The organism is Catenuloplanes nepalensis (assembly GCF_030811575.1).
In the GTDB taxonomy this organism is placed as follows: Bacteria; Actinomycetota; Actinomycetes; order Mycobacteriales; family Micromonosporaceae; genus Catenuloplanes; species Catenuloplanes nepalensis.
The window spans coordinates 4,024,249-4,045,968 of the sequence record NZ_JAUSRA010000001.1 but is presented as its reverse complement, the minus strand read 5'-3'; the positions used below and the strand labels follow the sequence as shown (position 1 = coordinate 4,045,968).

The 21,720-nt window shown below is 74.3% G+C and carries 14 protein-coding genes; 11 read left to right on the top strand and 3 right to left on the bottom strand.

All coding sequences use genetic code 11. The annotated features are described in order from the left end of the window. The first annotated feature begins 316 nt into the window (after positions 1-316). Positions 317-4,912, top strand: a complete 4,596-nt coding sequence (locus tag J2S43_RS17370; protein WP_306830424.1) for a caspase, EACC1-associated type — start codon at positions 317-319, stop codon at positions 4,910-4,912. Here the strand turns inward: J2S43_RS17370 and J2S43_RS17365 are convergent. Continuing rightward, positions 4,894-5,793 carry an SDR family NAD(P)-dependent oxidoreductase gene (locus tag J2S43_RS17365; protein ID WP_306830422.1) on the bottom strand — a complete coding sequence of 300 codons (900 nt, stop codon included), beginning with the start codon at positions 5,791-5,793 and terminating at the stop codon, positions 4,894-4,896. The two genes, J2S43_RS17370 and J2S43_RS17365, sit on opposite strands and share 19 nt — an antisense overlap. Before the next feature lie 102 nt (positions 5,794-5,895). On the opposite strand from J2S43_RS17365, the gene J2S43_RS17360 reads away from it, so the two are divergent. Further along, positions 5,896-6,732, top strand: a complete 837-nt coding sequence (locus J2S43_RS17360; protein WP_306830421.1) for a helix-turn-helix transcriptional regulator — start codon at positions 5,896-5,898, stop codon at positions 6,730-6,732. 82 nt (positions 6,733-6,814) lie between these two features. Here the strand turns inward: J2S43_RS17360 and J2S43_RS17355 are convergent, their stop codons facing one another. After that, positions 6,815-8,191, bottom strand: coding sequence for a cytochrome P450 (locus J2S43_RS17355; protein ID WP_306830419.1), 1,377 nt, complete (start codon positions 8,189-8,191; stop codon positions 6,815-6,817). A gap of 231 nt (positions 8,192-8,422) precedes the next feature. Here J2S43_RS17355 and J2S43_RS17350 point away from each other — a divergent pair, with 231 nt between their 5' ends. From J2S43_RS17350 to J2S43_RS17340, 3 genes are read left to right on the top strand one after another with little or no spacing between them, the layout of a single operon-like run. After that, the gene (locus J2S43_RS17350; RefSeq protein WP_306830417.1) at positions 8,423-9,067 is read left to right on the top strand and encodes a TetR/AcrR family transcriptional regulator; all 645 of its coding nucleotides are present in this window, start codon (positions 8,423-8,425) and stop codon (positions 9,065-9,067) included. 13 nt (positions 9,068-9,080) lie between these two features. Further along, positions 9,081-11,921, top strand: a complete 2,841-nt coding sequence (locus J2S43_RS17345; RefSeq protein WP_306830415.1) for an AfsR/SARP family transcriptional regulator — start codon at positions 9,081-9,083, stop codon at positions 11,919-11,921. Positions 11,922-11,927: 6 nt separating this feature from the next. Continuing rightward, on the top strand, positions 11,928-14,663 hold the full coding sequence (locus tag J2S43_RS17340) for an AfsR/SARP family transcriptional regulator (RefSeq protein ID WP_306830413.1): 2,736 nt from the start codon (positions 11,928-11,930) through the stop codon (positions 14,661-14,663). Between the two features lie 12 nt (positions 14,664-14,675). Here J2S43_RS17340 and J2S43_RS17335 read toward each other — a convergent pair whose 3' ends face one another. Continuing rightward, positions 14,676-15,905, bottom strand: a complete 1,230-nt coding sequence (locus J2S43_RS17335; protein WP_306830411.1) for an AMP-binding protein — start codon at positions 15,903-15,905, stop codon at positions 14,676-14,678. Between the two features lie 180 nt (positions 15,906-16,085). Here J2S43_RS17335 and J2S43_RS17330 point away from each other — a divergent pair, with 180 nt between their 5' ends. From J2S43_RS17330 to J2S43_RS17305, 6 genes are all read left to right on the top strand, one after another. After that, complete coding sequence (locus J2S43_RS17330) at positions 16,086-16,961, top strand: AfsR/SARP family transcriptional regulator (protein WP_306830410.1); 876 nt, start codon at positions 16,086-16,088, stop codon at positions 16,959-16,961. A 251-nt stretch (positions 16,962-17,212) separates the two neighbouring features. After that, positions 17,213-17,905 carry an aspartate/glutamate racemase family protein gene (locus tag J2S43_RS17325; protein ID WP_306830408.1) on the top strand — a complete coding sequence of 231 codons (693 nt, stop codon included), beginning with the start codon at positions 17,213-17,215 and terminating at the stop codon, positions 17,903-17,905. Between the two features lie 177 nt (positions 17,906-18,082). Further along, positions 18,083-18,988: an ABC transporter ATP-binding protein gene (locus J2S43_RS17320; protein WP_306830406.1), complete on the top strand. Its 906-nt coding sequence runs from the start codon at positions 18,083-18,085 to the stop codon at positions 18,986-18,988. After that, positions 18,985-19,785 carry an ABC transporter permease gene (locus J2S43_RS17315; RefSeq protein ID WP_306830404.1) on the top strand — a complete coding sequence of 267 codons (801 nt, stop codon included), beginning with the start codon at positions 18,985-18,987 and terminating at the stop codon, positions 19,783-19,785. The genes J2S43_RS17320 and J2S43_RS17315 overlap by 4 nt, the downstream gene beginning before the upstream one ends. A 15-nt stretch (positions 19,786-19,800) precedes the next feature. Beyond that, on the top strand, positions 19,801-21,036 hold the full coding sequence (locus J2S43_RS17310) for a sensor histidine kinase (RefSeq protein ID WP_306830402.1): 1,236 nt from the start codon (positions 19,801-19,803) through the stop codon (positions 21,034-21,036). Beyond that, positions 21,033-21,689, top strand: a complete 657-nt coding sequence (locus tag J2S43_RS17305; RefSeq protein WP_306830400.1) for a response regulator — start codon at positions 21,033-21,035, stop codon at positions 21,687-21,689. The genes J2S43_RS17310 and J2S43_RS17305 overlap by 4 nt, the downstream gene beginning before the upstream one ends. Positions 21,690-21,720 lie beyond the last annotated feature (31 nt).

Below are 21,720 nucleotides of genomic sequence, written 5' to 3'. Positions count from 1 at the left end.
CACGAACCGGTCGACCTGCTCTCGGATCCGACCGGCGAAGCCCTCCGCCATCGCCAGCCGGTCGCGCAGCGCCTGCAAGCGGCTCGGGGCGGCAACTCATCTCTGTCTGTGCAGGCCGCCGCGTGCGAGGCTCGCGCCCCCGGCGATGCCGGCGGCCCGCCACCGGGCTGGCGGCTGTCGGTAATGGACCGCACGCGGGGCGTCGCGAATGGATTGACGACGGTAAAGTCCGAGTCAGGCGAAGGGGGCGTGGTGGAGCTGGTCGAGACGTTGGGGGAGCCGACGCGGGAGAAGTCCGAGCAGGATCCGCCGGACTATGACTGACCTGCTCGGACGAGGCGTGCGCATTCTGGTGATCGGCACCGCCACCCACCGGGGCAGGCTGCTGACGTCCGTGCCGGCCGCGTCCCGCAGCGCGGCGGCCGTCGCGGAGGCGTTCATCGGCGCGGGCGGGGTCGACCCCCAGCAGGTGCGCCTGGTCATCGATCCGCCCGACGCGCAGTCGATGGCCGAGGAAGTGGCCGCGGCCGCGACCGCGGCAGCCACCGTGCTGATCGTCTACTACGTGGGCCATGGGTTGATCGACGCTGACCGGGAGCTCTACCTCGCCGCGTGCGCGACCGACGAGCTCACCCCGGGCCGGGCGAGTTACCAGGCGCTGCCGTTCCGCACCGTCGGCCAGGCGCTGGCCAGCAGCCGGGCGACGAGCCGGATCGTGATCCTCGACTGTTGTTTCTCCGGCCGGGCCGCCATGCCCGCGACGCTCCGCCCGGCCGAGCCGGGATTCGCCCTGTCCGCCGCCTCCGGCACCTACCTTCTCGCCTCCGCCGAGCAGTTGGCGCTGGCCACGCGATCCCCGGCACGCCCCGGCCGGTGGTCGGCAGCTCAGCCGCCCAAGGACGCGGAGTCCGGCGACCTGCCGGAGGACCGGGGACTCACCGCGTTCACCGGCCGGTTCGTCGATCTGCTGGAGAACGGCGACGGCCGGGCCGGGCCACATCTCACGCTTGATCTGGTGTACCGGCGAGTCGCCGCCGCGGCTCGGGACGCCGGTGAGCCGATTCCGCGACGGCAGGCCGGGGACGCCTCCGGCTCCCTGCGCCTCGCGGTCAACCGGGCGCATACCGCGGCCGTGACGGAGGTGCCGGACGACCCCGGCGACGGGGAGTGCCCCTACCCGGGACTGGCCGCGTTCGGCCCCGAGGACGCCGGCCGCTATTTCGGCCGCGACGCGGCGCTGACCGCGTTGCTGCACGGCGCCCGTGACGCGCTCGCGGCGAGCCAGCCGGTCGTACTGGTGGCACCATCCGGCGCGGGCAAGACCTCACTGCTCAACGCCGGGCTCGTCCCGGCCCTCGCCAGCGGCGGAAGCGCCGCCACCCGCACCGACCCGGCCGGCTCCATGGACGGGTCGGCGGAGTGGCCGGTCCTGTCGATCACCCCCGGCGAGCGTCCGCTGTCACGGCTCGTCACGCATCTCGGCAACGCGGCCGTGGTCCGGCACGGAATGCGCCTCGAGGACCGCGACGTGCAAGCGGCGTTGCCGGAGCCCGAGGAGCTGGTTCGCCTGGCCGGGCTGGCGTGTGCGGCCCGGGCGGGCGCACAGCGGATGGTGCTGATCGTCGACCAGCTGGAACAGCTCTTCACGCTCTGCGAGTCGGCGGCGGAGCGCGGCGCGTTCCTCGCGGCCGTGCGCGCGCTCGCCGGACGGCATCTGGTGGTGCTGGCGCTGCGGGCCGACTTCTACGGCGCGGCGGCGGAGCGGGCGGAACTCGCCGAGGCGCTGCGCGGCCACCAGGTGCTGATCACGGCGATGACCGCGGGCGAGACACGCGCCGCCATCGAGCTGCCCGCGGCCGGGGCCGGGCTCCGGCTGGACGACGGCCTCACCGATCTGATCCTGCGCGATCTCGGCGACGACATGGCGCGGCTGCCACTGCTGTCGCACGTACTCTGGGCCACCTGGCGCTACCGGGAGGGCCACCGGCTCACGCTCGGCGGTTACCAGCGGGCCGGCGGCATCGCCACGGCGATCGGGACCAGCGCCGAGCGGGCGTACGCGAGCCTCGGCGAACCGGAGGCCACGGCACTGCGCCGGATGCTGCCACGCCTGGTCCGCGTCGGCGACGACGGGCCGGAGACCGCGCGGCCGCTGCCACCCGCCGACCTGCAACGCGGCCTGCCCGACGACGCCGCACGGCGTGCGCTGGAGCGCTTCACCGCCGACCGGTTGCTCACCCGGGACGCCACCGTGGTCCGGCTCGGCCACGAGGCGCTGCTGCGTTCCTGGCCGCGGTTACGTGACTGGATCGACGAGGACCGCGAGCAGCTGCGGGCCGCGCAACGGCTGGCCGTCGACGCCCGCGCGTGGCAGGAGTCGAACCGTGACCCGGCACTGCTCTACCGGGGCACGCGACTGGCCACAGCCGCGGAGAGCGCCGCGGACCTCGACGCGGAGGAGGCCGCCTTCCTGCACGCGTCACGGCAGGGCCGGCGGCGCGCGGAGCGGCGGCGCCGGGCGGTGACAGCGGTGCTCGCGGCGCTGCTGGTACTGGCCACGGGCGCGGCGATCACGGCGGTGGTCTTCCAGCGGGAAGCGGCCGCCCAGCGCGACACGGCACTGGCCGGTCTGCTCGCTGCCGAGGCCGACCAGCTGCGCGACACCCAGCCGGCCCTGGCCAAGCAGCTGAGCGTGCTCTCCTACCGGCTCGACGAGGACACCGGCACCGGGCCGGTGCTGGCGAGCATGGCCACCCGGGGTCTGCTCAACGCGGGCAGCCGCGCGTACGACCTCGCGCGATCCGATGACGGTTCGCTACTGGCGATCTCCACCGACGACGGCGTCGTGCTGCGCGACGCCCGCGGCTCCGAGCCGGTCGCGCGGCTCGGTGACGGACTGGTGCCCGGCCCGGTCGCTCTCCGCGCCGACGGACGGTTGCTGGCGGCCGGGGTCGTCGAGAGGCACGGTGGCGTCGCCAACACCACCCGCAGCACGATCGCCCGCGCACGGCCGACGCTGGCGCTGTGGGACCTCACCGATCCGGCAGAGCCGGGCCAGCAGCTGCTGGACTCCGGCGAGAAGAGCATCACGGCCGTGGCGATCAGTTCCGACGGCCGGCTGCTGGCCGTGGCGGGCGGTGAAGGGCGTATCCGGTTCTGGGACGTCGGCACACCGGGCACGCCGCGGGAGCTCTCGGCGGTCGGCGCGCACACCGGCATGGTCGACTCGCTGGCGTTCGCGCCGTCCGGAAGCCTGCTGGCCAGCTCCGGCGAGGACGGGAGGGCGCGGCTCTGGGATCTGCGCGACCCGAGCGCGCCGGTGCGGCGCAGCGAGGTCCCGGTCTCGCGCCGGTACGACTCCACGTCCAGCACTTTCATGCACCGGGTCGGGTTCGGTCCGGACACCCCTTTCCTGGTGACCGTGGCCGACTCGTCCGGCACCCAGATGTACCCACAGGTCTGGGACATCTCCGATCCCGGCCGTCCGCGGGTGCGCAGCGACGACTCGGAGCTGCACAGCAGACCCGGCACGGACGGCCGTGTGTCGATGATCAAAGCGGTGGCGCTGAGCCGGTCCGCCGGTGACGACGATCCCTACGTGGTCGGCTCGGCCGACTACCAGTTCTGCGTCTGGCGGCTTCTCGGCGACAAGCTGCACCTGGCGAGCAAGAACCACAGTGCCGACATCTTCGACCTCGGCAACCCGGTGGCCCTCGAGCCCGAGGCAGGGCGCCCGCCGACGGTCGCCACGCCGAGCGACCGGGGCGTGGTGCTGTGGGACGTGACCAACGCGTGGCATTCGGGTGCCGCCGGGTCGCTGCCGCTGTTGTCGGCGAGCCTCCTCAACCACGTGTCATTCAGCCCACGCGGGCCGAAGCTGGTGGCCGACACGAGCGCGGACTTCGGGACCCGGGTCTGGGACATCACCCGGCTGCCGGAGACCCGGCCGGTGGCTGCCTTCCCGACCAGCGGCAGCAACCTGTTCGAGGGTGAGGGGACCGACGGAAGCAGCAGTTTCAGCCCTGACGGCGCAGTCCTGGCAGTGTCGCGCACCGACGGGGAGGAGGCGATCGTCGACCTCGTGGCGACGGGTGAGCTGACTCCTGACACGAGCGATGAGGAGGTGCAACCGCTCGCCACCCTCCGAGACTTCGAGTCGGGCGCGCAGGGCGTGCAGTTCAGCCTGGACGGGCGGCTGCTGACCGTCGCGGACACCGGGCACCGCGACGAAGGGCCTTCGACGCTGCGGCTCTTCGACGTCAGCAGGCCGTCCGCACCCAGGCTGCTGGCCGGCCTGCCGCACATGATCTTCTCGGTGGCCTTCTCTCCCGCCGGACCGTACCTGTACGGCTTCGGCGACAACGAGATCTACCTGTTCGACATCGCCGATCCGGCTCGACCGCGAATGCTCGGGTCGTATCCGACGACCGCGGACAGTCTGTTGACGAGCGGCACACTCACCCCTGACGGCCGGACGCTCGTCGTCGGCGACGGCGGTCAGTTCGTCCGGATGTTCTCGGTGCTCAGCGACGGCACGCTCGGCGACCGGATCGACGTGCCGAGCCGGAGCCGTCTCGATAACAACGGCTTGGCGACGAGCCCGGACGGCAGGCTGCTGGCCCTGAAAGGCCCGGATGTGGAGACGCTCGGAGACACCGTCGATCTGTACGACATCAGTGATCCGTCGACCCCACGCCTGCGGGCGAACCTGAAGACCGGTACATCCGTGCAGGCGATCGCGTTCAGCCCGGACGGGAAGCTGCTGGCCGTCCGCGGGCAGGACGGCGTCGACCTGTGGCGCACGGACCCCGCGGAGGTGGTCCGGGACGTGTGTGCCACGGCCGGCGACGTCATCACCCGCGAGCAGTGGGCCACCTACGTACCGGATCTGCCCTACGACCCACCGTGCTGATCCGCACGGTCCAGCCCCAGCAGCTCCGCCGTGGCCTCCCACAGGCGGCGCTCGCGGGCGCGGTCGTGGGCGAACGGGCGGGGCTGGATGAGGTGGTCGCGGAGGACGAAGGCTCCGTCTCGCAGGTGGGACCAGCGGTCGTCGAGCGCGACCGAGGCCAGCGCCGGGCCGGAGCGTTCCGGGGTGGAGATGCCGGGGAGACGGCCCAACGCGCGGCCGACGGCCCGGGCGGCCGGCGGCGCGTCGCGGCCGAGTGCGGTGCCGGGCATCCAGCCGGGCTCGAAGACGGTCACGCCGATGCCGGGGGCGACGTGCCGCTGCAGCTCGTGGGCGTAGTAGAGGATGGCGAGCTTGGCGTTGGAGTAGGCGACGCCGGGCGGGTCGTCGCTGGGCCGGGCGAGGTCGGCCGGGTCGCGCCAGCGGGCCTCCGGCACGCGGAGGAGGCGGCGCCAGACGTTCTGGTAGTACGTGTTCGAGCTGAGCAGCACGATCCGGGCCGGCGCGGTCAGCGTGCCGTGCAGGCCGGCGATGAGCTGGGCGTGCGCCAGGTGGTTGACCGCGAACGTGGTCTCGTAGCCGTCCGCGGTGACGCGCCGGCTGTCGCCCGACATCAGGCCGGCGTTCGCGATCAGCGCGCGCAGCGGCCGTACCGTGCCGGTGTCCATCAGGTCTTTGGCGGCGGTGGCCGCGGCGCGCACGTCGGCGAGCCGGGACAGGTCGGCGGTGATCTCGTGCACCCGGGCGCCCCGTTCGCGGGCCTCGGCCGCGACCGGGGACAGGTTGCGGCCGACCAGCAGCAGGTCGGCGCCGCGGTCGGCGAGCGCGAGCGTGGTGGCCCGGCCGAGGTTGCGGGACGGGCCGGTGATCAGTACGGAGGTCATGTCCCGAGCATCGGTCCGCGGCGCGCCGGCAGGCAGCCGTCCCGTTGTCGTAGGACTCGGGGGGCCAGGACAACCGGGCGGCCCGCGCGCAGACTGGAGCGCATGGAGTCGTGGGAGTTCGGGTCGACGCTGCGGCGCTGGCGGGACCGGGTCGCACCGGAGGCGGCCGGCGTGCCGGTCGGGCGCCGGCGGCGGGCGGCCGGGCTGCGCCGGGAGGAGCTGGCCGCGCTGGCCGGGATCTCCGCGGACTACCTGACCCGGCTGGAGCAGGGCCGGGCGACCGCGCCGTCCGCGCAGGTGGTGGAGGCGCTGGCCCGCGCGCTGCGGATCGACGACGCCGAGCGGGACATGCTCTACCGGCTGGCCGGGCACGCGGCGCCGGGGCCGGACGTGGTGCCGTCCCGGGTGCCGCCGAGCGTGCAGCGGCTGCTGGACCGGTTCTCGCACACGCCGGTCGTGGTCTACGACGCGAGTTGGACGCTGGTGCTGGCGAACGCGCCCTACGACGCGCTGATGGGCGATACGACGGCGTGGCACGGCCTGGAGCGCAACGCGATCTGGCGCAACCTGACCGGCCGTAACACCCGGGTGGTGCACACCCCGCGGGAGCGGGCCGGCCTGGAGGCGGGGCTGGTCGCGGACCTGCGGTCGACCGTGTCGCGGTATCCGGCGGATCGCGCGCTGGCCCGGCTGGTGGAGCGACTGCGTGGCTGCCCCGGGTTCGCGGAGCTGTGGGAGGCGGACGCGCCCGCGCAGGCGCCGTCCCGGCGGAAGACCATCGACCATCCCGCGGCCGGCCGGATCACGCTGGACTGCGACACGCTGGTGGTGGCGCAGGACGACCTGCGGATCATGGTCTACACGGCCGAGCCGGGCACCGAGGACGCGGAGCGGCTCGCGCTCGCCATCGTCCTCGGCACCCAGAGCCTCGTCCACTGATCTCCGGCGTCAGGGTCACCACCGGCGGCCTTCTGGATCACGGATCGCCGGCGGGTTCACCCGGACGCCGAAAGGTCAGTGATCAGCGCAGCGGGGTGAGGCGGAGCCGCAGGTCGGTCGGGAACGCGGTGAACGCGAGTCTCTCGCCGACCGGGCCGCCGTCCGGGGTGAGTTGGAAGTCCCGGCAGAGCAGGCCGGCGACCAGCGCCGTCTCCAGCAGTGCCAGGTTGCGGCCGGGGCAGAAGCGCGGCCCGGCGCCGAACGGGTGCAGCGGCGCGGGCGCGGGCGGGTTGTCGCCGAGCCAGCGGTCCGGGCGGAACTCGTCCGGCGCGTCGACCGCGCGGGCGCCGTGCGAGAGCAGCAGCAGGATCGACTGGCCGGCGGGCAGCCGCAGGTCGTAGCCGCTGCCGGGGAGCACGGTGTCGCGCGTCGGCCGGAAGCCCATCACCGGCGCGACCGGCCGCAGCCGCATCGTCTCCTGGATGACCGCGTCGGTGAACGGCAGCGCGCGCAGCGCACCCGGGTCGGCGGGCGTGCCGTCCGGCCCGAACGCGGCCGTGGCCTCCTCGCGTACCCGCTGCTGGGCCTCGGGGTGTCGGGCGAGATGGTGCAGCGTCCACGCGGCGGCCGAGGAGGTGGTGTCCTGGCCGGCGAGCAGCATGGTGAGCACGTTGCCGAACAGTTCGCCGTGGCTGAACTCGGCCTCCCCGGCGAGCGGCGCGACCAGCGCCTCCAGGAACGTGCGTGGTTTCGCGCCGGTGGCCATCCGGTCCTTCGCCTGCCGGTAGGACGACCGGACCAGCGCGTCGACCTCGCGCATCACCCGCGCGCGGCGGCGGTCGCGGGGGAGCGTGATCCAGTTGTGCAGCGGAACGGGGGCGTAGAGGCGGCGGCCGATCTCCGGGAACAGTTCGGCCAGGCGGCGGTGCAGGCCGGTGTCGCCGGCGAACGCGTCGAGGTCGTGGCCGATCGCCAGCGCGGTGGTCACCTCGAGCGTGAAGCGCATCATGTCGTCGAGCACGTCGACCGGCCGGTTCTCGCCGGCCGCGTGCGCCCACCGGGCCCGCAGCCGGCCGCTGGATCGGGTGATCGTGGTGAAGTACTCCCGCAGGTAGGCCGCGTTCAGGCTCTGCGCGGCCATCTTCCGCAGCCGCCGCCATCGCGCGCCCTCGGCGCTGAACACGCCGTGCACACCCAGACCTTCGAGAACCGGGCCCACGCGGGTACGGGTGAAGCCGTCCGGCCGGTCGCGCAGCACCGCCTCGACGATCGGCCCGTCGCCGGTGACCACGATCGGCAGCTTCCCGAATCGCAGCAGGTACGTGGGGCCGTATTCGCGCGCCCACCGGTCGTACGCGCGATGCCCGTCACGGTCGGTGCGCATCTGCACCAGGTTCCCGACGATCGGCAGCGGCCGGGGCCCGGTCAGGTCATCGACGGTGCGCGTTGCGGTGGTCACAGGAGCTCCCTCATGAATCTTTCGCTTCCAGCTGAGAAGATCGCATCGGAGTTGACGGACTGATGACGTCGCGACGGTGTTTGCGCAGGCGGGAAGATCAGCACCGGACGACCGGTCACCGTGCGTATCGGTACCGCTCGTCGCGAGCGCAAGCCGGATAGGCGACAGAAATCGATATACCAGACCTTCGCTGGAGCCGGTCTCCAGTGAACCGACCTAGACTCGCCCGTTATGAGCACCACCCAGGCGGGACCAGCGCGGCGCAGCCGTCGCGCTGGGTATACGGCCGCCACCCACCGCTCGATCCTCGAGGCCGCCCGGCGCCTGTTCCGCGAGCGGGGCTACTTCGCGGTCAAGGTCGAGGAGGTGGCCCGCGCCGCCCGCGTCTCGCCCGCGACCGTCTACGCCGTGGCCGGTGGCAAGGCCGGGCTGCTGCGCTCGCTGATGCGCTTCTGCGCGGCCGCGCCCGCGGTCACCGCGAACCTGGAGCTGATCGACCGGGCCGACGACGCCGGCCTGATCCTCGACCTGGTCGCGGACACCACGCTCGACATGCGCCGCGAGTGGGGCGACGTGCTGCGCGTCATCATGGCCACCGCTCCGCACGAGCCGGACGCGGCCGCGTCGCTGGCCGAGGCGACCGAACGATACCGCTCCGGTCTGCTGCTGGCCGCGAAGCGCCTGTCCCGGCTCGGCGCGCTGCGCCCCGGCATGGACGTGCCGCACGCGGACGCGCTGCTCTGGTTCTACTTCGGGTACTCCTCGCTGTTCACGCTCGTCGACGACCTGCACTGGAGCGACGGCGACGCGGTGGCGTGGCTGCGCACCGCCGCCGCCGACGCGCTCCTTGCCACGGCCCCGGCGCCCGGTGCCTGAGACGGATACGCGGATGTGGTTGCAGGTGCTCGGCCCGGTGCGGGGCCGCCGGGACGACGTGGAGCTGGAGCTCGGCCCGCCACAGCAGCGCACGCTGCTCGCGGTGCTGCTGGCCGCGGCCGGCGAGCCGGTCGGCATGACCACGATCCTGGACGTGCTCTGGGGTGACGCGCCACCCACGGCCGCGGCCGCCACGGTCCAGCAGTACGTCAGCCGCCTCCGCAAGATCATCGAGCCGGCCCGGCCGGCCCGGGACAGCGGCGGGCTGCTGCGGCGCACCCCCGGCGGCTACCAGCTGGCCGCCGACGACGACCAGGTCGACCTGCTGCGCTGGCGCGCGCTGATCCGGGACGCCCGCGCGCTCTACGGCGCGGACAAGGCCGCGGCCGGCGCGATGTTCCGGGAGGCGTTCGCGCTCTGGACCGGCCCGTCCGCGGCGAACCTGCCGCCGGAGGCGCGCGGCCACCCGGTCTTCACCGGGCTCGACCGCGAGCACGTCACCACGCTGGTCGAGGCGGCCGACGACGCGCTGTCCTGCGGTTACGGCGCCGCCCTGGTGCCGGCGCTGGACCGGGCCGCGGTCTGGCACCCGTTCGACGAGGGCGTGCACGCCCAGCTGCTGCGCGCGCTGGCCGCGGCCGGCCGCCGCGCGGACGGGCTGCGCCGCTACCGCGAGGTCCGCGACCGGCTGGTCGGCGAGCTGGGCATCGAGCCCGGCCCGCTGCTGCAGTCCGCGCACCGGTCGCTGCTGGCCGAGGAGGCTCCGGCCCCCGGGCCCGTGGCCGAGAAGAAGCCCGAGGCGGTACGGCCGGCGCAACTGCCCGCGGACCTCGGCTCGTTCTCCGGCCGCGACGTCGAGCTGGACCGCCTCGACTCGCTCGCCGAGGGCGCGATGCCGCTGGTCGTGGTGGGCGGACTGGGCGGCGTCGGCAAGACCGCGCTCGCGCTGCGCTGGGCGCACCGGGTGATGTCCGACTACCCGGACGGCCAGCTCTACGTGGACCTGCGCGGTTTCGCGCCGCGCAACCCGCCGCTGTCCCCGGTCGAGGCGCTGCACGGCTTCCTGGAGGCGCTCGGCGTGCCCCGGTCCAACCAGCCGGCCACGCTCGACGGCCTGTCCGCGCTCTACCGCAGCGTGCTGGCCGGCCGGAAGATCCTGGTGGTGCTGGACAACGCACGCGACGACGAGCAGGTCCGGCCGCTGCTGCCCGGCACGGCCGGCTGCGCGGTCGTGGTGACCAGCCGCAGCTACCTCGGCGGGCTCGCGGTCGACGAGGGCGCGCGCTCGGTCGGCCTGGACGTGTTCAGCGACGCGGACGCCTACCGCTACCTGCGGTCCCGGCTCGGCAAGGAGCGGGTGGACGCGGAGCCGGAGGCGGCCGCCGAGATCATCGAGGTGTGCGGCGGGCTGCCGCTCGCGCTGGCGATCTGCGCCGCGTGGACCGAGCGCAGCCCGGCGTTCACGCTCGGCACGGTCGCGGCCGAGATCCGGCGGCGGGCCGGGCTGGACGCGTTCGCCGGCGTCGCCACCGGCCGGGACGTGCGCGCGGTCTTCTCCTGGTCCTACCGCCGGCTCACGGCCGGTGCCGCGGAGCTGTTCCGCCGGCTCGGCCTGCACCCGGGCGGCGACGTCGCGCTCGGCACCGTGGCCAGCATCGCCGGCCGGGGCACGCCGGAGACGCTGACACTGCTGGCCGAGCTGGCCGACGCGCACCTGATCTCCGAGCTGCGGCCCGGCCGGTACGGCGCGCACGACCTGGTCCGGGCGTACGCGGCCGAGCTGGGCGAGCCGGCCGAACGGCAGGAGACGCTGCGCCGCACGCTCGACCACTACCTGCACTCGCTGCTGGCCGGCGCGCAGCTGGTCAACCCGCTGCGCACGCCGATCGACACCGGCGGGACCGCCGAGGGCGTGCGCCCGTTCCGGCCGCGCGACACCGACGAGGCGCTCGCCTGGTTCGATGAGGAGCGGGAGAACATCTCGGCCGCGATGGACGCGGCCGAGCAGCACGGCCTCGACCCGTACCTGTGGTACTTCGCCTGGGGTCTGAACGGCTACCTGATGGATCAGCTCGGCCGGTGGGACGAGGTGATCCCGGCGGCCCGGCGCGCGCTGGCCGCGGCCGAGCGGCAGAACTCGCTGTGGTGGCGCGGCTACCTGCACAACGCGCTCGGCATCTGCCACCACCGGTTCGGCGACTACGCGGAGGCGTACCGGCAGTGGTCGCTCGCGGTGAAGGCCGGCCGGGAGGCGGACGACCCGGTCCGGACCGGGATCGGCCTGGCCGGCATGGCGAGCACGCTGACCGACAACGGGCGCTGGCCGACCGGCGAGGAGATCGAGCGGGCCGCCGCGTTCGCGGACGAGGCGGTGGCGCTGTGCGGGCACCTGGACCGGGAGGCGCCGCCCGGCGCGACCGACTCGTACACGATGCGCGCCCGTGAACTGCTCGGCATCTGCGCCGAGTTCTTCGCGCTGCGGATCCTGCACCGCACCGGCGACGTGGAGGCGGCCGCGGCCGAGCTGCGCCGCGGCATCGAGATGCACCGCGGCGTCGGCAACTGGGCGCGCGAGGGCTGGGGCTGGGAGCTGCTCGGCCGCGTCTACCAGCACGTCGGCCAGGACGCGGACGCGATCGAGGCGTACGAGCGGGGCCTGGCCCTGATGCAGCGCTGGCAGTGGAGCGGCACCGAGGTGCTGGTGTCGCTCGCGGCCTGCCACGCCCGGCTCGGCGATCGGGCGGCCGCGTCCCGGCTGCGCGCCCGCGCCCGGCGGCTCGCCGACGGCGTCTACCACGCCTACGCCGACCAGCTACGCGCGCGACTGGACGCCTACGAAGCGGCCGAGGGCTGAGTCCGCGTGCCGGTGTGGTTCGAGGTGCTCGGCCCGGTCCGCGGGCTGCGCGACGGCGCCGGCCTGGACCTGGGCTCGCCGCAGCAGCGGGTGCTGCTGGCCGTGCTGCTCGCGGCCGCGGGTGAGCCGGTGGCGACGAGCGTGATCTCCGACGTGCTCTGGTCCGGCGAGCCGCCGCAGGCCGCGGCCGCGACCGTGCAGCAGTACGTGAGCCGGCTGCGCCGGGTGGCCGGCCCGATCGCCCGGACCGCCGCCGGGTACCGCCTGGACGTCGACTCCGACCTGCGCCGCTACCGCACGTTCCTGAACCGGGCCCGCGAGCTGGCCGCGGCCGGGCGGGCCGAGGCCGCGGTCGACGCGTACGCGGCCGGGCTCGGGCTGTGGACCGCGCCGGCCGGAACCGGGCTGCCGGCCCATCCGGTCTTCGCCGAACTCAACCGCGAGCACGCGACCGTGCTGGCCGAGGCCGCGGACGCCGCGCTGGACGCCGGGCGCGGTGCCGTGCTCGCCCCGGTGCTGGACCGCGCGTCCGGCTGGCACCCGTACGACGAGGGCCTACAGGCCCGGCTGCTGCGCACGCTGGCCGCAGCCGGGCGCACCACCGACGCGCTCGACCACTACCGTGCCGCGCGCGAGCGGCTGGTCGGCGATCTGGGTGTGGAACCCGGCCCGCTGCTGCGCGACGCGCACCGCGACGTGACCGCTCCCTCGTTCACCAGACCCGCGCAGCTGCCCGCGCCCCCGGCCACGTTCACCGGCCGGACCGCGGAGCTGGCCCGGCTCGACGCGATCGCCGGGCCCCGCCCGCTGGTGCTGGTCGGCGGCCTCGGCGGCGTCGGCAAGACCAGCCTCGCGCTGCACTGGGCGCACCGGGCCGCGTCGCGTTTCCCGGACGGGCAGCTCTACGTGGACCTGCGCGGGTTCGCGCCGAGCGGCGTGCCGCTGGCGCCGGCCGAGGCGCTGCACGGCTTCCTGGAGGCGCTCGGCGTGCCACGCGCCAATCAGCCGTCCACGCTCGACAGCCTGGCCGCGCTCTACCGCAGCGTGCTGTCCGGCCGGCGGGTGCTGGTGCTGCTGGACAACGCGCGCGACGACGACCAGGTGCGGCCGCTGCTGCCGGGCACGGCCGGCTGCGCGGTGCTGGTCACCAGCCGCAGCTACCTCGGCGGGCTCTCCGTCGACGAGGACGCGCGGTCGGTCGGGCTGGACGTGTTCCGGGACGCGGACGCGCTCGGCTACCTGCGCTCCCGGCTCGGCGCCGCGCGGGTGGACGCGGAGCCGCGGGCGGCCTCGGAGATCATCCGGGTGTGCGGCGGTCTGCCGCTGGCGCTGGCGATCTGCGCGGCCTGGGCCGAGCGCAGCCCGGCGTACACCCTGGCCACGGTCGCGTCCGAGCTTCGCCGCCGGGACGGGCTGGACGCGTTCTCCGCCGTCAACGTCGGCCGGGACGTGCGTACCGTCTTCTCCTGGTCGTATCGGCGGCTCGGCGCGGACGCGGCCGAACTGTTCCGGCGGCTCGGCCGGCACCCCGGTCCGGACGTGGCGCTCGCGACCGCGATCAGCGCGGCCGGCCGCACCTCCTCGGAGACGCTCGGCCTGCTCGTCGAGCTGACCGACGCGCAACTGCTCAGCGAACCCCGCCCCGGCCGGTACACCGCACACGACCTGGTCCGGGCGTACGCGGCGGAGCTCTCACCCTCCGCTTCCGGGAACGACCCGCTGACCCGCATCCTCGACCACTACCTGCACTCGGTGATCGCGGGTGCGCGGCTGACCAACCCGTACCGGCGGCAGCTCGACCCGGGCACGCCCGCGGACGGCGTCGTACCGTTCACGCCGGCGGACGTGCCGGACGCGGTCGCGTGGTTCGACGCCGAGTGGGAGAACCTGCGCGCCGCAGTGGACGCGGCCGACCGGGCCCGGCTCGACGAGTACGTCTGGCTGCTCTGCTGGGGCATGAACGGCTTCCTGCTCGACCACCTCGGACGGTGGGACGAGGCGATCCCGTTCGCCCGGATCGCGCTGGCCGCGGCCCGCCGGCGCGGTGACGTGTGGTGGCGCGGCTACCTGCACAACGTGCTCGGCAACTGCTACCACCGGGCCGGCGACCACGACGCGGCGCACCGGGAGTGGTCGCTGACCGCGGACGTCGGCCGGGAGGCCGGCGACCCGATCCGGATCGCGATCGGGCTCGGCGGCATGGGCACCACGCTCACCGAACGCGACGCGTGGCCGGACGGCGACAGTATCGAGCGGGCCGCCGGGTACGCGGACGAGATGCGCGTACTGCTCGCCGAGATCGACCGGTACGGGCCGCCCGGGCGTTTCCGGCACGCCCGTGACCTGATCGGGTTCACCTACCGGCTGACCGCGCTGCGCGTGCTGCACCGCACCGGCGACGTGGAGGCGGCGGTCGCGGAACGGGCGGGCGGGATCGCGGTGCACGAGAGCATCGAGAACTGGTTGCAGGTGCAGAACGGCTGGCAGCAGATCGGCCGGATGCGCGAGCACGCCGGTGACCTCGACGGCGCGGTCGCGGCCTACGAGAAGGCACTGTCGCTCGGGCGCAACGACGAGTGGATCACGGTGGAGCTGCTGGCCCGGCTGGCCGGCTGCCACGGCCGCCTCGGACACGAGGGCGCGGCCGCGCACTGCCGCGCGCAGGCGCTGGCCCGGCTCGACGGCGTCTACCACCCGGCCGCGGACCGGCTCCGCGCGCTGCTGCCGCTCCCGCTCTCGTAGGACCGCTCCGGATCACCGGGCGGTGAGCCGGCCGACCAGGTAGAGGTATCCGTCCGCGTCCAGGTAGCCGCGGTCGCCGGTGCGCAGCCAGCCGTCCGGCGTCCGCACCGCCGCGGTCTCCTCCGGCTGCCGCCAGTACGACGTCATCGCGCGCGCCGTCGACACCTGCACCTCGCCGACCACGCCGTCCGGGATCCCGTCACCGGAGTCCGGGTCGCTGATCCGCAGCCGTACGCCCGGCAGCGGCCGGCCCGCGGACGCCACCCGCACGTCGTCCGCGTGATCGGCCGCGACCAGCACGGTCGTCGCACCGGCCGCCTCCGTGATGCCGTAGACCTGCAGCAGGTTCGCGTGCAGCACGGACCCGACCGCGCGGATCATCGACGGCGGCATCGGCGCGGCACCGTACGCCAGGTTCACCACGCTGGTCAGATCCCGGTCGGCCGCGCCCGGCTCCGCGGCCATCGCGGCCAGCAGCGTCGGCGGCACGAACGTGTGCGTCACCCGGCGCGACTCGATCGCGTCCAGCACCGCGGCCGCGGTCACCTCCGGCATGATCACGGTCTCCGCGCCGTGCCGGGCCGCCATCAGCGCCTGCGACAGCGCCGCCACCCGGAACATCGGCGTCACCACCAGGCTCACCCCGGACGGCGTCAGCCCGATCGCGTCCGCGAGCGCGTCACAGACCGAGGCCATCGCCGCGTGGGTGAGCACCGCGCCGCGCGGGAAACCGTCCCGGCCGGACGCGTAGAGCTGGCAGAACGGCGCCTCGCCGGTGACCTCGACCCGGCGGGTGACGGTCGGCGCGTCCGCGAGCAGCAGCTCGTAGCTGCGCTCCATGTCGACCAGCTCGCGCAGGTGCGGCATCAGCACCCGGACCCGGGACATCCGCTCCGCCCGCCCGTCACCGGCCAGCAGCACCGGCGCGGACGAGTCGTCCACGATGTACGCCGCCTGGCCCTCGGTGGCCCGGCCGTTGATCGGCACGTAGACCGCGCCGATCCAGGCGCACGCCAGCGCGATCTCCAGCGTGGCCGGGCCGTTGCCGGCCAGGTGCGCCACCCGGTCGCCGGGCAGCACGCCCAGCCCGTCGAGCATGCCGGCGGCGGCCCGGACCCGGGCCGTGAACGCGCGCCAGGTCCAGCTGCGATCGCCGTACCGCAACGCCACGGCGTGCGAGTCGTTGGCGAGGACTGCCGACAGGACGTCGGCGGGGCGGACCGGTGCGGCCGGGGTGGTCATGACCCTCAAACCACCACCGCCCGATCGACGATCGCATGACGACCCCATGATCAGGCCGCTGACCGGCGCGTTCAGTTTTTGCTCAGTGGTTGACCTGTACATCCCCCTACCGTTCATATCGTCCACCGGACTACCGGTGGACGACAGCTCTTGAAGAACGTTGTGGGGGGATTCGAAGACATGTCATCTGGGGGGATACGTTTCGCGCTGCTCGGGCCGGTCAGGGCCTGGGACGGTGCCACCGAGCTGCCGCTCGGCTCGCCGCAGCAGCGGACGGTGCTGGCCGCCCTGCTGCTGCGCGAGGGTTCCATGGTCACCGTCGACGAGCTCGTCGCGGCCGTCTGGGGGGACGAGCCGCCACGCAGCGCGATCAACACGGTGCGCACCTACCTGTCGCGGCTGCGCACGCTGCTGCGTGACGCCGCCACGATCGTCTCCATCGGCGGCGGGTACGCGCTTCCGGTCGATCGTTCGGTCACCGATGTAACCGTTTTCCACGACCACGTGGCGGACGCCCGCGAGGCCCGCCGCCACGGTGACGTGGCCGCGGCCGCCGAGTCGCTGCGCGCGGCCGTCGCGCTGCACCGGGGCCGCCCGCTCGCCGGCGCCGGCGGCCCGTACGCCGACGCCCAGCGCACCCGCCTCGAACAGCAGATGCTGGCCGCCCGCATCGACCTGCTCTCGGCCGACGTCGAACTCGGCCACGGCGACGAGGCGATCCCGGAGCTGATGACCCTCGCCGACGAGCACCCGCTCCGCGAACGCGTGCACGAGCTGCTCATGCTCGCGCTCTACCAGGCCGGCCGCCAGGCCGACGCACTCGCCGTCTACCAGGACGTACGCCTCCTGCTCGCGGACGAACTCGGCATCGACCCCGGCGCCGGCCTCCAGGCCGCCCACCGCCGCATCCTCGCGGCCGACCCCGACCTGGTCCTGCCCGCGGTCCTTCCGGCCGCCACACCGCGCATCCCGGCCCAGCGCACCGGCAGCCAGCGCCCCGGCGGCATCGCAGCCCCGCTGCGCCCCCGCCGCCACCGCCGCCGCTCCGGCCTGTAACCACAGGCCCTCCGAACGGTCCAGGCGTCCCGGTGCGGGCGGGACGCCTGGACCAGAACCGTCATCTACAGGGCCACGAGAAAACAGGACCACAAAGCCTTTCTTCCCACTTCCGGCGTGGCCGATTCCCAGTGCTCCCGCGGGCACCGGTCGTCGCCGGCGCTCCTGCCTGCACGTTTTCGCGGTCGTACCGCTCCGGAGCGGCGGACCAGGGCCGCCGAGCGCCCGCTGCGGCCGCGTACCCTCGGTGTATGCGTTTGATCGGTCTTATCGGCGGGATGAGCTGGCAGTCGACGGCCGAGTACTACCGGCTGATCAACGAGATGACGGCGGAGCGGCTCGGTGGGCTGCACTCGGCGCGGTGCCTGCTCTACTCGGTGGACTTCGCGACGATCGAGCGGATGCAGGCGGACGGCCGGTGGGACGACGCCGCGGCCGAGCTGGTCCTGGCCGCCCGGTCGCTGGAGGCCGGTGGCGCGGAGACGCTGGTGCTGTGCACGAACACCATGCACAAGGTCGCGGCGGAGATCCAGGCCCGGGTGGACATCCCACTGCTGCACATCGCGGATGCCACGGCCACGGCCGCGCTGGCCGCGGGCGTGACCACGGTCGGGCTGCTCGGCACCCGGTTCACCATGGCGGAGCCGTTCCTGGCCGACCGGCTGGCCGCGCACGGCCTGCGCGTGCTGGTGCCGAACGCGCAGGACCAGCGCCTGGTCAACGACATCATCTACGGCGAGCTGTGCCTCGGCGTGGTCCGCCCGGAGTCCCGCGCGGCCTACCGCGGGGTGATCCGCCGGCTGGTGTCCGCGGGCGCGGACGGCGTCATCTACGGCTGCACCGAGATCGAGCTGCTGGTCGACCAGTCCGACAGCGACGTGCCGGTCTTCGCCTCCACCCGCCTGCACGCCGCCGCCGCGGTCGACGCCGCCCTGAGCTCCTGACGTGCAGCGGATCGAGATCACCGGCGAGGGCGTCACGCCGACCTCCGTGACCGAGCCGCTGTAGTGGTACCGCGGTACCACCACAGCGGCCCGAGGAGTCGCCCGCGGTACCACGATCAGGGCCCGGACCGCTCCTAGCGTGAGATCCATGGGGAACACCACGCGAGGAGAGACGTCGTGATCGAGGTAGTGGGGGTCACGAAACGCTACGGCGCGAAGACGGCCGTGGACCGGTTGAGCTTCGCGGCGAAGCCGGGGCAGGTGACCGGGTTCCTGGGGCCGAACGGAGCCGGGAAGTCGACCACCATGCGCATGATCATCGGGCTGGACAGGCCGACCGAGGGCACGGTGACGGTCAACGGCCGCCGCTACCGGGAGCACGCCGCGCCGCTGCGGGAGATCGGCGCGCTGCTGGAGGCGCGGTCGGTGCACCCGGGGCGCAGCGCCCGCAGTCACCTGCTCGGCCTGGCCCGCACGCACGGCATCCCGCGTGCCCGGGTCGACGAGGTGCTGGAGCTGGCCGGGCTGACCGCGGTCGCGGGCAAGCGGGCCGGCGCGTTCTCGCTCGGCATGGGCCAGCGGCTCGGGATCGCGGCCGCGCTGCTCGGCGACCCGGCCGTGGTGATGCTGGACGAGCCGGTCAACGGCCTCGATCCGGAGGGCGTACTGTGGGTGCGCGGCCTGCTCGCCGGGCTCGCCGCCGAGGGCCGCACGGTACTGCTGTCCTCGCACCTGATGGCCGAGACCGCGCTGATCGCGGACCACCTGGTCGTGGTCGGCAAGGGCCGGCTGCTCGCCGACACGACCGTCCAAGATCTGATCAACAGCGCCGGCACCGGGGTACGGGTCGGCAGCGACGAATCGGACCGGCTGCGCGGCCTGCTGGCCCGGCCGGGCGTGAGCGTCGCCTCGTCCGCCGACGGCGAACTGGACGTGACCGGCATGGACGCGCGCGAGATCGGCCTGCTGGCCAGCGCGCACGGCGTCCCGCTGTACCAGCTCAGCACGCGTACCGCCTCGCTGGAGGACGCGTTCATGGACCTGACCCGAGACAGCGTCGAGTACGGGAGCGTGCCCGCATGACCACCCTGACCGCATCGCACCGGTTGACGTTCCGCGGCGTCGTCGCGGGGGAGTGGACCAAGTTCTGGTCGCTGCGCTCCTCGTGGATCACGCTCGGCGTGTCGCTGCTGCTGATCGGCGCGCTCGGCGCGATCGCCGCGTTCGCCTGGTCCCCGGACGCGGGCGGCGAGGTGGGCCCGCCCGGCCCGCTCGGACCGGACGGCGCGGACGCGGTGTCCATCGCGATCTCCGGCACCACGTTCGCGTCGCTGGCGCTGGGCGTGCTCGGCGTGCTGGTCGGCGCCGGCGAGTACACCACCGGCCTGATCCGGGCCACGCTCACGGCCGTACCCTCGCGTCTTCCGGTCCTCTGGGCGAAAGCCCTGGTCTATGGCCCGATCGCGTTGATCGCCGGCGTGGCCGGTGCGTTCGGAGCGTTCGCGGTCGGCGCGCCGGTTCTGGACGGCGAGTCCGTGTCGATGGTGCTGTCCGACGACAACGTGCTGCGCAGCCTGTTCGGCGCCGGCCTCTACCTGGGCCTGGTCGGCGTGCTCGGCGTGGCGCTCGGCATCCTGGTGCGCTCCAGCGCGGGCGGCATCGCGATCCTCGCCGGTGGCCTGCTGATCCTGCCCGGCCTGGCGATGCTGCTGCCGTCCGGCTGGTACGACGCGATCGACGGCTACCTGCCCTCGACCGCGGGCGCCCAGATCATGTCGACGACCTCGGACCGGCCGTGGACCGGACTGGCGATCTTCGCCGGCTGGGTGGCCGTGACGCTGGCCGCTGCCGCGTACCGCCTGGTGAAGACGGACGCATAGGTCAGAATGGGTGCGATGAGCGACACCTGGCTGCTGCGGGCGCAGCAGAGGATGGCCGCCGCCGGACGGCGGCGGCCATGGGTGCTGGACCTGCTCGTGACCGTCCCGGTGATCCTGTCCGGGCTGCGCGACGTCTTCGGCGGCGAGAAACCGGGCCACGGCGGGCCGTTCGGCGACCAGGAGTTCGGCACGCTGCCCCCGCTGGTCACGGCCGTGCTGGTCGCGGTCATGGTGGTCGCGCTCTGGTGGCGCCGCCGCGCACCGGCCGTGGTGCTCGCGGTGATCCTGGCGGTCGTGCTCGGGTCGTGGCTGGCCGGCGCGTGGATCCAGTCCGGCATGGCGATGCTGCTCGCGCTGTACGCGCTGGCCCGCTACGGCAACCTGCGCTCGCTCGCCTGGGCCTGCGCCGGCACCACCGCGCTGGTGCTGACCGGACTGTTCCTGCTGCTGTCCGTCGAACACCCGTGGACCAGCGCGTTCTTCATGATGGGCACCGGGACCGCCGCGGTCGCGCTCGCGCTCACGGTCCGCACCCGGGCCGCCTACCTGGCCGCGCTCGAGGACCGCGCCCACCGCCTGGAGGTCGAGCGTGACCAGCGGGAACGCCTCACCGCCGCGGCCGAGCGGTCCCGGGTCGCGCGGGAGATGCACGACATCGTCGGCCACAACCTGTCCGTGATGATCGGCCTCGCGGACGGCGGCGCGGTGCTGGCCGCCAGCCGCGGCGAGTCGACCGCGGAACCGCTGCGGTTGATCGGCGAGACCGGCCGGCAGGCGCTCGGCGAGCTGCGCCGCGTCCTTGGCGTGCTGCGCGACGGCACCACCGACGCCCGGCTCAGCCCGCAACCCGGCGTCGCCGACCTCGACGACCTGGTTCGCCGGGTCCGCGCGGCCGGGCTGACGGTCGAGTACCGCACGGACGGCGACGTGCGCACGCTCGGCGGCGGCCTGCAACTCACCGTCTACCGCATCGTGCAGGAGGCGCTGACCAACACGCTCAAACATGCCGGCGCCGGGTCGCGGGCCACGGTCACCGTCCGGTCGGACGACGACACGGTCCGGGTGACCGTCCGGGACACCGGCCCGGCCGCCGGGTTCACGCCGCCGGCCGGCGACGAGCCCGGCCACGGCCTGGCCGGCATCCGGGAGCGCGCCGGGCTCTACGGCGGCGAGGTGATCGCCGGGCGTGACGCGGCCGGCGGCTGGCAGGTGGAGGCGCTGCTCAACGACCGCCCGGTGACGGTGGCATGACCACGGTCCTGATCGTCGACGACCAGCCGTTGCAGCGCATGGGCTTCAGAATGCTCCTGGAGGGTACGACCGGGATGTCCTCGGTCGGCGAGGCCGTGCACGGCGCCGAGGCGGTGCGGATGGCCGCGGACCTGCGCCCGGACGTGGTGCTGATGGACGTGCGCATGCCCGGCATGGACGGCATCGAGGCGACCCGGCGGATCGTGGCCGGCGGTGGCCGCACCCGCGTGCTCATCCTGACCACGTTCGACCTCGACGAGTACGTCTACGCCGGCCTGCGCGCCGGCGCCAGCGGCTTCCTGCTCAAGGACGCCCGCCCGGAGGAGCTGATCGCCGGCATCCGCGCGGTCGACGCCGGCGACGCCGTGGTCGCGCCCCGCCTGACCCGGCGGCTGATGGAGGCGTACACCCGCGATCCGGGCCCTTCCGCGACCGGCGATCCGCGGCTGACCGCGCTCAGCGAGCGTGAGCACGAGGTCCTGATCGCGATCGGCCGCGGCTGGACCAACACCGAGATCGCCGAACGCCTGGTCCTCACGGAGTCCACGGTCAAGAAACACGTGGGCCGCGTCCTCGCCAAGCTCAACGCCCGCGACCGCGTCCAGGCCGTCATCATCGCCTACGACACCGGCCTGGTCCGCCCCGGCGAGTAGGCGTCACCCTGCGGGGCCGGGCCGGCCGTCA

Coding starts and splice junctions, on each gene's coding strand:
- J2S43_RS17365 (WP_306830422.1), bottom strand. CDS start 5,793: ATGACCTCCGTACTGATCACCGGCCCGTCCCGCAACCTCGGCCGGGCC.
- J2S43_RS17370 (WP_306830424.1), top strand. CDS start 317: ATGACTGACCTGCTCGGACGAGGCGTGCGCATTCTGGTGATCGGCACC.
- J2S43_RS17325 (WP_306830408.1), top strand. CDS start 17,213: ATGCGTTTGATCGGTCTTATCGGCGGGATGAGCTGGCAGTCGACGGCC.
- J2S43_RS17305 (WP_306830400.1), top strand. CDS start 21,033: ATGACCACGGTCCTGATCGTCGACGACCAGCCGTTGCAGCGCATGGGC.
- J2S43_RS17315 (WP_306830404.1), top strand. CDS start 18,985: ATGACCACCCTGACCGCATCGCACCGGTTGACGTTCCGCGGCGTCGTC.
- J2S43_RS17345 (WP_306830415.1), top strand. CDS start 9,081: ATGTGGTTGCAGGTGCTCGGCCCGGTGCGGGGCCGCCGGGACGACGTG.
- J2S43_RS17360 (WP_306830421.1), top strand. CDS start 5,896: ATGGAGTCGTGGGAGTTCGGGTCGACGCTGCGGCGCTGGCGGGACCGG.
- J2S43_RS17330 (WP_306830410.1), top strand. CDS start 16,086: ATGTCATCTGGGGGGATACGTTTCGCGCTGCTCGGGCCGGTCAGGGCC.
- J2S43_RS17310 (WP_306830402.1), top strand. CDS start 19,801: ATGAGCGACACCTGGCTGCTGCGGGCGCAGCAGAGGATGGCCGCCGCC.
- J2S43_RS17335 (WP_306830411.1), bottom strand. CDS start 15,905: ATGACCACCCCGGCCGCACCGGTCCGCCCCGCCGACGTCCTGTCGGCA.
- J2S43_RS17350 (WP_306830417.1), top strand. CDS start 8,423: ATGAGCACCACCCAGGCGGGACCAGCGCGGCGCAGCCGTCGCGCTGGG.